11 protein-coding genes and 2 pseudogenes are annotated in these 8,328 nt (G+C 42.2%); 8 read left to right on the forward strand and 5 right to left on the reverse strand.

Features of this window, described 5'->3' with window-relative positions; all coding sequences use genetic code 11:
• The 7 genes from E0E16_RS08370 to E0E16_RS08400 all read left to right on the forward strand — a co-directional run.
• Positions 1-265 (forward strand): tyrosine-type recombinase/integrase (locus E0E16_RS08370; RefSeq protein WP_165444215.1); only part of this gene is annotated, 265 nt, incomplete at its 5' end.
• Between the two features lie 13 nt (positions 266-278).
• A complete protein-coding gene (locus E0E16_RS08375) occupies positions 279-1,598 on the forward strand; it encodes a site-specific integrase (protein WP_130829967.1) in 1,320 nt (439 codons plus the stop codon).
• Between the two features lie 8 nt (positions 1,599-1,606).
• The gene (locus tag E0E16_RS08380) at positions 1,607-2,092 is read left to right on the forward strand and encodes a DUF1896 domain-containing protein (protein ID WP_117654561.1); all 486 of its coding nucleotides are present in this window, start codon (positions 1,607-1,609) and stop codon (positions 2,090-2,092) included.
• A gap of 24 nt (positions 2,093-2,116) precedes the next feature.
• Positions 2,117-2,368: a hypothetical protein gene (locus E0E16_RS13585; protein WP_165444216.1), complete on the forward strand. Its 252-nt coding sequence runs from the start codon at positions 2,117-2,119 to the stop codon at positions 2,366-2,368.
• 402 nt (positions 2,369-2,770) lie between these two features.
• A complete protein-coding gene (locus tag E0E16_RS08390) occupies positions 2,771-3,040 on the forward strand; it encodes a helix-turn-helix domain-containing protein (RefSeq protein WP_004348461.1) in 270 nt (89 codons plus the stop codon).
• Positions 3,041-3,060: 20 nt separating this feature from the next.
• A complete protein-coding gene (locus E0E16_RS08395; protein ID WP_044071259.1) occupies positions 3,061-3,372 on the forward strand; it encodes a helix-turn-helix domain-containing protein in 312 nt (103 codons plus the stop codon).
• Between the two features lie 345 nt (positions 3,373-3,717).
• Complete coding sequence (locus E0E16_RS08400; RefSeq protein ID WP_130829969.1) at positions 3,718-4,131, forward strand: plasmid mobilization protein; 414 nt, start codon at positions 3,718-3,720, stop codon at positions 4,129-4,131.
• Positions 4,132-4,212: 81 nt separating this feature from the next.
• Here the strand turns inward: E0E16_RS08400 and E0E16_RS14815 are convergent, their stop codons facing one another.
• The 3 genes and pseudogenes from E0E16_RS14815 to E0E16_RS14820 all read right to left on the reverse strand — a co-directional run bounded on the left by E0E16_RS14815 (position 4,213) and on the right by E0E16_RS14820 (position 6,405).
• A complete protein-coding gene (locus tag E0E16_RS14815; protein ID WP_130829970.1) occupies positions 4,213-4,353 on the reverse strand; it encodes an IS1/IS1595 family N-terminal zinc-binding domain-containing protein in 141 nt (46 codons plus the stop codon).
• Positions 4,354-4,411: 58 nt separating this feature from the next.
• Positions 4,412-5,968 (reverse strand): annotated as a pseudogene (locus E0E16_RS08410) (IS1634 family transposase).
• A 338-nt stretch (positions 5,969-6,306) separates the two neighbouring features.
• Complete coding sequence (locus E0E16_RS14820; RefSeq protein ID WP_130830618.1) at positions 6,307-6,405, reverse strand: HNH/endonuclease VII fold putative polymorphic toxin; 99 nt, start codon at positions 6,403-6,405, stop codon at positions 6,307-6,309.
• A 2-nt stretch (positions 6,406-6,407) separates the two neighbouring features.
• Between E0E16_RS14820 and E0E16_RS14365 the strand changes: the two are divergent.
• Positions 6,408-6,602 (forward strand): annotated as a pseudogene (locus E0E16_RS14365) (IS5/IS1182 family transposase); the annotation flags it as partial.
• 106 nt (positions 6,603-6,708) lie between these two features.
• Here the strand turns inward: E0E16_RS14365 and E0E16_RS14370 are convergent.
• Positions 6,709-7,041 (reverse strand): hypothetical protein, encoded by a 333-nt coding sequence (locus E0E16_RS14370; protein WP_231093123.1) that lies wholly within the window; start codon positions 7,039-7,041, stop codon positions 6,709-6,711.
• 248 nt (positions 7,042-7,289) lie between these two features.
• The coding region (locus tag E0E16_RS14375) for an RHS repeat domain-containing protein (RefSeq protein WP_255418157.1) at positions 7,290-8,328 on the reverse strand (1,039 nt) is incomplete at its 5' end.

Raw genomic sequence — 8,328 nt, forward strand, 5'->3', positions numbered from 1 at the left:
GGGCTGTGACACGTTGAACATACACCTCAAAAAGATAGCACGGCTTTGCGGTATTCAGAAAACGCTGACCTATCACATGGCAAGGCATACCTTCGCATCGCAGATGACGCTTTCAGAAGGCGTGTCCATCGAAAGCGTATCGAAAATGCTCGGACACAGCCAGATAAAGACCACACAGGTGTATGCAGAGACTTCTCCAGAGCGTGTCTTTCGGGATGTGGAGAAGATTCTCCCTCTCATCGCACAATATCGTTTAATCAACTAAAAGTCCAAGAACAATGAAAAGTACATTTTCAATTCTATTCTATATAGACAGAAGCAAGACAAGCGAAAGGAATGAATGCATTATCCGATGCCGTATCACCTGCAATGGTGCGTCTTCTTCATTCTCAACAGGTTTATACACCTCTCCCGATGATTGGCAATCAAAGAAAGGGCGCATAAAAGTGGTGGCAAACAGAGCGAATGCCGTCAATCTGCAACTGAACTCAATAGAAGACCAACTTCACGCACTCTATGAACTCACGTTAAGAGAAGAGAACTACATTACGGCTGAATACCTCAAAGAGCAGTACCAGCACCAAAACAAACCCACCCCGACACTCATAGAGATTTACCAATCCGTCTGTGAAAGCAAGGAGGCATTGCAGGGCAAGACGATAGGAAAGGCTACCGTCAGGGCTTTCAGGGACAGTAGGAAGAATTTTGCACTTTTTCTAAAAACAAGGGGAAATGGGGACTGTCTTCCCAAAGAGGCAGACAAGGACCTCATAGAACATTACCGCCTATTTATGCTGCGGGACTTGGGAAACAAGGAAAGCACTGTTTCCAATCGTCTGCGCCACCTGCATCAAGTCATCCGAAAAGCACTGCAAGAGCGATATATCCGTGAAGACCCTTTTGAGCAGATAGACATTGAAACGCCCACCTACGAGCGCAATGCCCTCACTTCTGACGATTTACACAAACTTCTCTCATATCGCCCACACCGCTCGGTGGACAACCATTGCAGGCTCATCTTCCTCTTGGGCTGTTTCACGGGGCTGGCATTCTCAGACTTGAAGAAACTCCGAATGGACGATGTTTACACATTCGGGGATGGGCGTAGGTACATATCGCTCTGTCGCACAAAGACACAGAACAGGAGCATTATTCCTTTATTGCCCATTGCCGAAGAGATACTCACCATTGTCAGCGACGGACGAAAGGAGGGTTTGCTCTTTCGTGAATTCCCCACGAATAGCCATTTCAACCGCAAGATAAGGGACATTATCATCAAGGCAGGACTCCCACCTCATACCGAAGCCACCTCGCATACGGCACGGCATACCTTTGCCACGACCATCTGTTTGGAGAACGGTTTGCCGATAGAAACCGTCAGTAAGATGCTCGGACACCGTTTCATTTCCACCACCGAACTTTACGCAAAGGTCAGCAAGAGTAAGATTGCCCGTGAGATGCAGCCACTCATGGGCAGCAATACCACAAGGGAACTGCGAAAGGCTTTGCGTGTCTGTCCGCCAAGAAAGCCAAGCGGAGGACAAGTAACTTGTCCTTTGACCGCAAAACAACCATCATTGAACATCAACGCTAAATAAAATTAAAAATGAAAGAGAACAAAAAGCTGGAACTTTCTTACTTTCGATTGAAATTAAGAAGTTACATGAGTGAGCATCACCCTGAGAAGTTGCAAGATGCGGAGTTTATCACCGCACGGGCAGATATGGCTCTCACAACTTACTGCGATGCCGTGGCGCAAGGTTTCACTCACCCCGAAGCGGAAAGCATGGCAAGCGAGGTTTTGTATCAAGGCTTGCACTTTTCCAAGTATGATACGCTTGTATCCGTGTTGGAAAACGAGTTTGAAAGGGAACTGCCTGCATCGCTTCCTGAAAGACTCGCAACCATCTTGTTGTCGAATAAGGCTATTCAAGCCACATTCGACAAATTCGGTTTGACGGACACATTGGCTTCTGACGAGCAATACGGCCGTCTTTACACCGAACTCACAGGCACGATAGTGCTGCTCATCGAGAGCAACAATCTGCCAATGGTCAGACTGACGGAGGAAGCAAGCCCGAAGGCGTTGTAAGCAAAGGCACACGCAAAGTCCCTGATGCCGTTTCTTATCGTGCAAAGGTACAACGGCAGCCAATCTGCCCCGACAAGGTCGAGTCCTGCGGATGGAGAGAAGAATCTCCACCGCAGGATTTTTCTTTTCAAGTTGGTATTGCCATTTTCAATATTCGTGCGGTCGTATTCATCTCTCCCAACCTTGCAGGGCAGGGTTGCCGTAAGAGAGTATAGGCACGACAAGAATACGGCATACTCAGGCTCTTTGGACGCAAGGCGTAACAGCCAACAATAGATAGGACTGACGATAATACGGACTATCTGTTGTTTGTACAATTTATTGTCATGACTATCTGTTGTCATGACTATCTGTTGTCAAAACTATATATCGTCAAAATAATCTATCGATAAAACTATCTATCGACACTTCGACATCTCGATTTGTCGAACTATCGAACTGTCGAAAGAATAACTATGTGATAAAAGGAAAGAGCCGGCACCTCATCTCATTACCGCAATAACACAGATGGATCTCCTTTGGTCTTTTCTCTTGTTTTCTCTCTATTTCCCTGCTTTTCCTCATTTCTTGCAGCGGTCCTTCCGAACACTTACTTTTGCACACGAGAAATACGGCAACGGATAGCGTAACAGTTTGTTTGCCGAGTAACAATAAAGTAATCAAAACAAAATCAAGGCAATGAAACTCATTATCATCGACCGCAAAGCGTGGGAGCGGCACTGCTCCGAATTTGCAGACTTTATCCACAGTATTGAACAGCTTATCGGCAATCCGCCCGAAACGGACGAATGGCTCGACAATGAAGCCGTATGCCGCAGGCTCGGCATCAGCAAACGCACCCTGCAATCCTATCGCGACACGGGTAAAATACCCTTCTCCATCATTGGGCATAAATGCTATTATAAGGAGAGCGACATCGCAGAGTTACTGAATGCAAACAATGAATGAAATCAAACACAGAATGAACTATGGAAGAGAAAGAAATCATTACACAGCAAGACCCTCAAATGCAGATGTTTGCACAGTTGATGGAGGGTACTTTGAAGAAACTGGAGCGTTATTGTTCTACAGCCCGTCCGATGTTAGGCGGAGAGGTTTACCTCACTGGCGAGGAGGTTTGCAGCCAATTACGGCTCAGCACACGTACGCTCCAAGAGTACAGAAATGCAGGAATACTTCCTTTCTACAAAATCGGAGGGAAGATACTATACAAGCAGACTGACATACAGACAATGCTTGAAAGGCATTATAATCCAATACCGCAAACAGGTAAGTTATGAGTTAAGTTAAGACATCAGTCGCGACTTAAGTCAAATGGTCAGTTATGACTTTGGTCAAGAAATTAGTTTCGACCTAAGTCAAAATTAACTTTAGTCAAAAATATGTCAGCTCATAAAGTCAGTAAGTCAAGAAATTAGTCTAAACTTATCTCTTGATTTACTTCTTGAACTTTGAACTCTCGTCTATTAAAAGCACCCCAGAAAGGTTACTTTATGGAACATAACAAACTGTCTCTTTCTTTATACAGGCAAGGTGTGTCTTTGTACCACAAATTGTCATTTGTACCACAAAGACCCTTGCCCCGAAAGGGGATTAAATCACTCCAAAGTCGTGATTAGAAAGCAATGAAAAAGCAGAAATCCAAGAAGCCCGATGGCAGACGTGCCACCTGCCCAAGATGGGACAGATGGCACATCAGAATACCTAATTCCGAAGACCAGCAGAAACTTATCAATCTCTACCGCAAGTCGGGAGCAAAAACGAAAAGCGATTTTGTCCGAGTAAGACTTTTAGGTGAAGCCTTTAAGGTCATCACCCAAGACCCTGCAAAAGAGCCTTACTTGGAGAAACTCTCCGAAATCGTCTCCATGATGAATAAGATAGGCGTGCTGTACAACGAAGCCGTGAAAGCCCTCAATACTTATCATTCTGTCGCCATTTCTCAACAACTGCTCGGCAAACTTGAAACTTATTCCCAACTTCTTATTAGACTGCAACAACAAGCAGTACAACTGACAAAATCCCTTGAGAGTAAATAAGAATGAATGCTGATAAATCATAATGCCCAACGTTAGTATCGTGCTGTGATTGCCCAATCCCTCTTTGGTCAGTTATCAATGTTAGGAAGATAGGCTTTGTATGTTGTAGACGGTAATAAAACGGTTCTGCCAATTCTTACATCGGTAGCGTTGTTTACCTGTACTACTTTTACCACTTTTAATAATATTGTTTGAGTGGCAATGCGGACCATTAAAACTCAACTCCCAATCTGGAGCATAAAGTCCCGAAGCGTTCTCGTAAGGTCATTTCCTGACTTCGTCATCGTGTCACCCAAAAATCTTCGTTAAAGAGTTTAGCTATTCTCTGATGTCTTGCCATCAGCATAGTCTGCGTATAAACCTCCTTGTTCAGAGGTAGCTTGATTTGTATCGTTGTAATGGTCTTTGCCAATGCAAGCACCTTGTCTATGCTCATCTTAATCTCTGAGACTTTCAACATACGCTCCAATTCCTTGTATACTTTCAAAGCCACGAAGCAGATGCATATATGGGCCTCGATTCGTTTGCGCGTAAAGTGAAACATGGGACGTATCTCTATCTTTGATTTGGCTATGCGGAAGGCTCGTTCCACATGCCAAAGGTTGTGATATGCCGTGTATACGTCCTGTATTGGTATATCTGTATTGGTGAGATATCCCTTTAGGCCGTCCCATTTGGAGTCGTCGGCAACACGGTCATAATTGATGGCGACTTTCACTTCACCATCCATGGATAAGAACTTATTGTAACCTCTCTTGTTGATGTTGCCTTTCGTGAGTGCACCATGCTTGTAAGCCTTTTCCAGCCTACGTATACCCTTTTCCCGATTATAGGCATCTTTCTTTGCACGGTCATCTGTATAGCCGACCGGGAGACGGCGTCCACCTCCTTTGTCATATTCAGCCATCTGGCAGTCGCGCTTGGGCTGTTCCAGTATCCAGTTCTTGACCTGCTGACTTTCATTCTTTATCTTCGCACATATTATATACTTGTAGCCTTGCGATTCAAGTTCTGCTATGTTGGCATTGTTCATCAGACCGGAGTCTGCCACCACAACGAAGTTCTCCAATCCGTATTTGCTTACAAACTCGTTTATCGTCGGCAGCATCGTATGACCCTCATATTTGTTGCCTTCATGGATGCAATAGGCAAGCGGATAGCCACCAAGGTTGACAAGCAGTCCAAGTATGATTTGAGGATTACTGTGACGTCCCTCTTTCGAGAAACCTGTCTTGCGTAATTCGTCCTCATAATCCGCTTCAAAGTAAAGTGTGGTAACATCATAGAATAACACACCGATATTTCCACCGAACAGTTTAGCTGTATGTTGCACGCTTATGTCCTGTACGATTTCGTGCTGATGGTCGCTAAGCTTGTCAAGATAGCGATAGATTTTTGAGAGATCCATATCTTCGTCAAAGTGGTTTTTCAGGTATTACACCGTGGCAGCCTTGCTTGTTGGATATGCCAAACGAGCCTTAACAAGCTTGCGGAATACATCATCGTCAATACGATTGAAACCAACCCTGTCAAACGTGCGGTCTAATATCAAGTCGCATCCGTTGAGAAAGATATTGCTGACATTGGACAGGACACGGCGGACTTCTTCACGCTCATGGTCACAGGCCTCACGTTCCTCGCCGAATAGATCAAGCTGGGGCTGGCGGCGTGAATTCTCTCTGGAAATCCATTCTTTTGCTTCAATGACAAGATTTTCAACCTCACCTTCATTATAGGCTACTCCAATTGCGGTAAGTTCCTTCATTTTGCCTCCAATTTTCTCGACAACGATAACTCCGATATTGCCAGATGGATATTTCTTTTTGCGGACAAACATAGTTAAAATATCTTTCGTGTCACCCAATATTAGGTGACACAAAGATACAAAATATTGTTTATCAACCAGTTATAAAATACATGTTTTTTGAGTGACGAAGTCAGGCAAAGCGTTCTCGTAAGGTCATTTCTTCTTTGTGTTGGGTTACAAATATAGCAAAAGGCAGAGAATTATCCCTACCTTTACGCCTAATCTTTAGAAATCCGTTGATAATCAGATAATTATTTTAACAATTCCCTCTTTGGAGCATTATCTCTGAAATTGAGCATATTAAAAATACTCCTCAATTAGTCCACTTAATCTGGAATCAGTAACCTCTTTTGCAGTTATTAAATTCATTATTTACTTCGAGGATTATTCATTGGCCTTACATTGAAATGTGGTTTAGATGCATCTCCTCCATATTGCCTATGTCCAATGGAATGTTCCTGTATAATCGCTCCTCCATGACACCCACTTCATTGGAATTATAGGATACGAAAAGCCCAACTTCATCACCATCAACTGCTTCCACAACCGTGTCAGAGACGAGCTAAACAACGTGTTCACCCAATTGATGGTGCTACTTGCTGATCGAAGCTTAGTGACCCTTAACGTGGAATACATCGATGGGGCAAAGATAGAGGCTAAGGCAAAGTCGCTGCTTTCACCATGTTGTAGTATTTTACTCTCATCAATCATAAGCCTATCGGACAGTTAAATACGCTTTAATTTGACCAACGAATTTTTATTTACTGATATTAGCCCTCTTCTACGTAAAATTTACTTTCTTTACTCAAAGCTAAACTATCTTCAACTATAAAATCCCTTATTATTATCGGAATCAATTCTGATTGCTCCTTTAAAAAAAACTCATCATCATAGTCATATACAACCATGTGTAGTTTCCCTTTTTCCATATAGCAGTTATTGATGTTTTTAGATAAGCTTACAAATTCATCAACAACTCTACCATCATTATTTAAAACAATCCAATGGTAAAAATTTGTATCTAGTCCTGTTGGATTTTTTGTAACAGATAATAAAAAATAATAACCATTTTCACAGATAAAAACGTCGGGAGGATATTCCATATTTTCTGCCCAATTGGATAGTTTGATTGATTTTTTGATGCTCCTACTTATGTTAAACTTTCGATAATTTTTTAATGCTGATGTCTTGTTTTTTGAAAACGTAGCCAAGGAGGAGAATCTCATACTTGCATGTTTAGTTGTAGTATGAACTTCGTTGATACTTATGCCTCTACACTTTGTCTTATAGGAACAAGAAGTTCCTATAAGACAAATGAATAGAAATGTTAGAAAATAATTTGCCGGTATTTTCATTTTTTTCTTCCTCCTGACCAATGGTTACTATGATTTTCTTTCATCCATTTATTGGATAAACGCATAAAGGTTGTGCCACCATAGGCGGCTGTAGATTCATACTGATATGACCATTTAGAGTTTGGAGAAGGATGATCTCCCATTTTCCAAATGTCATGTGACTTGTCGGTAAAATGAAATCCTACTTTATAATAACTATTGTAGGCATTTTGAGTCTTTATAGAAAAATCTTTCCCATGCCAGAAATATCCACCATTTGAATAATCTTTCTTATCAAGAATCCCACGAATTAATCCCTTATACGCATTTTTAACAAGATTTTTAGGTGCAAGGTCACTTGATATTTTAGACCTTTTGGAATATCCATATATACCTCCACCTGATGCTACTTGCAAGGTACTTTTACCATCCTCGTTTCCTCGATTTTCCAAAACAGAGTATATAGCAGCGGCCTCTAACCAAGTATTATTTTTATTATTAGACATTTCTGCATATAACGTTCCTGCCAAATCATTAAAATCATCTTTTGTTATAGGACTATTCTTATTATCACGAAGCTGTATTGCTTTATTGCGTGTGATTGCATAATGCCCTTTCTTGTACTGCCTATATCCACCAGCAGAAACAACATATACATATTGAGTTTTCTTATTATTATCTCCAAGATATTCCCCATCCATTGTATAATATGAATCTAGACCTCGAAGATCTATAAAAATAATAGGATTATTATTAACAAAGCAATAAGTAGATGACATTGGGTAATCTTCTTCCTTGGGATCGACACTCATCCACAAACTCAACCTCGGCTCATAGTATCTCGCACCATAGTAGTACATACCCGTCTCCTCATCAAACTCCTTGGCATTGAAGAGATAAGGTGTGTTCCACGTGTTGTTGCGTTCCTCGATAAATACTTCACCGAACGGTACATACTCGATGTGCTGAGCCACCTCGCCGTCAAGGTTGGTGATGTAGCTACTGCTGCCCAAATGGTCGGGGTGGTAGTAGAACTGCATCTTTTCGTAGGCGTCG

The sequence above is a fragment of the Prevotella rectalis genome, from assembly GCF_900607215.1.
GTDB lineage: Bacteria > Bacteroidota > Bacteroidia > Bacteroidales > Bacteroidaceae > Prevotella > Prevotella brunnea.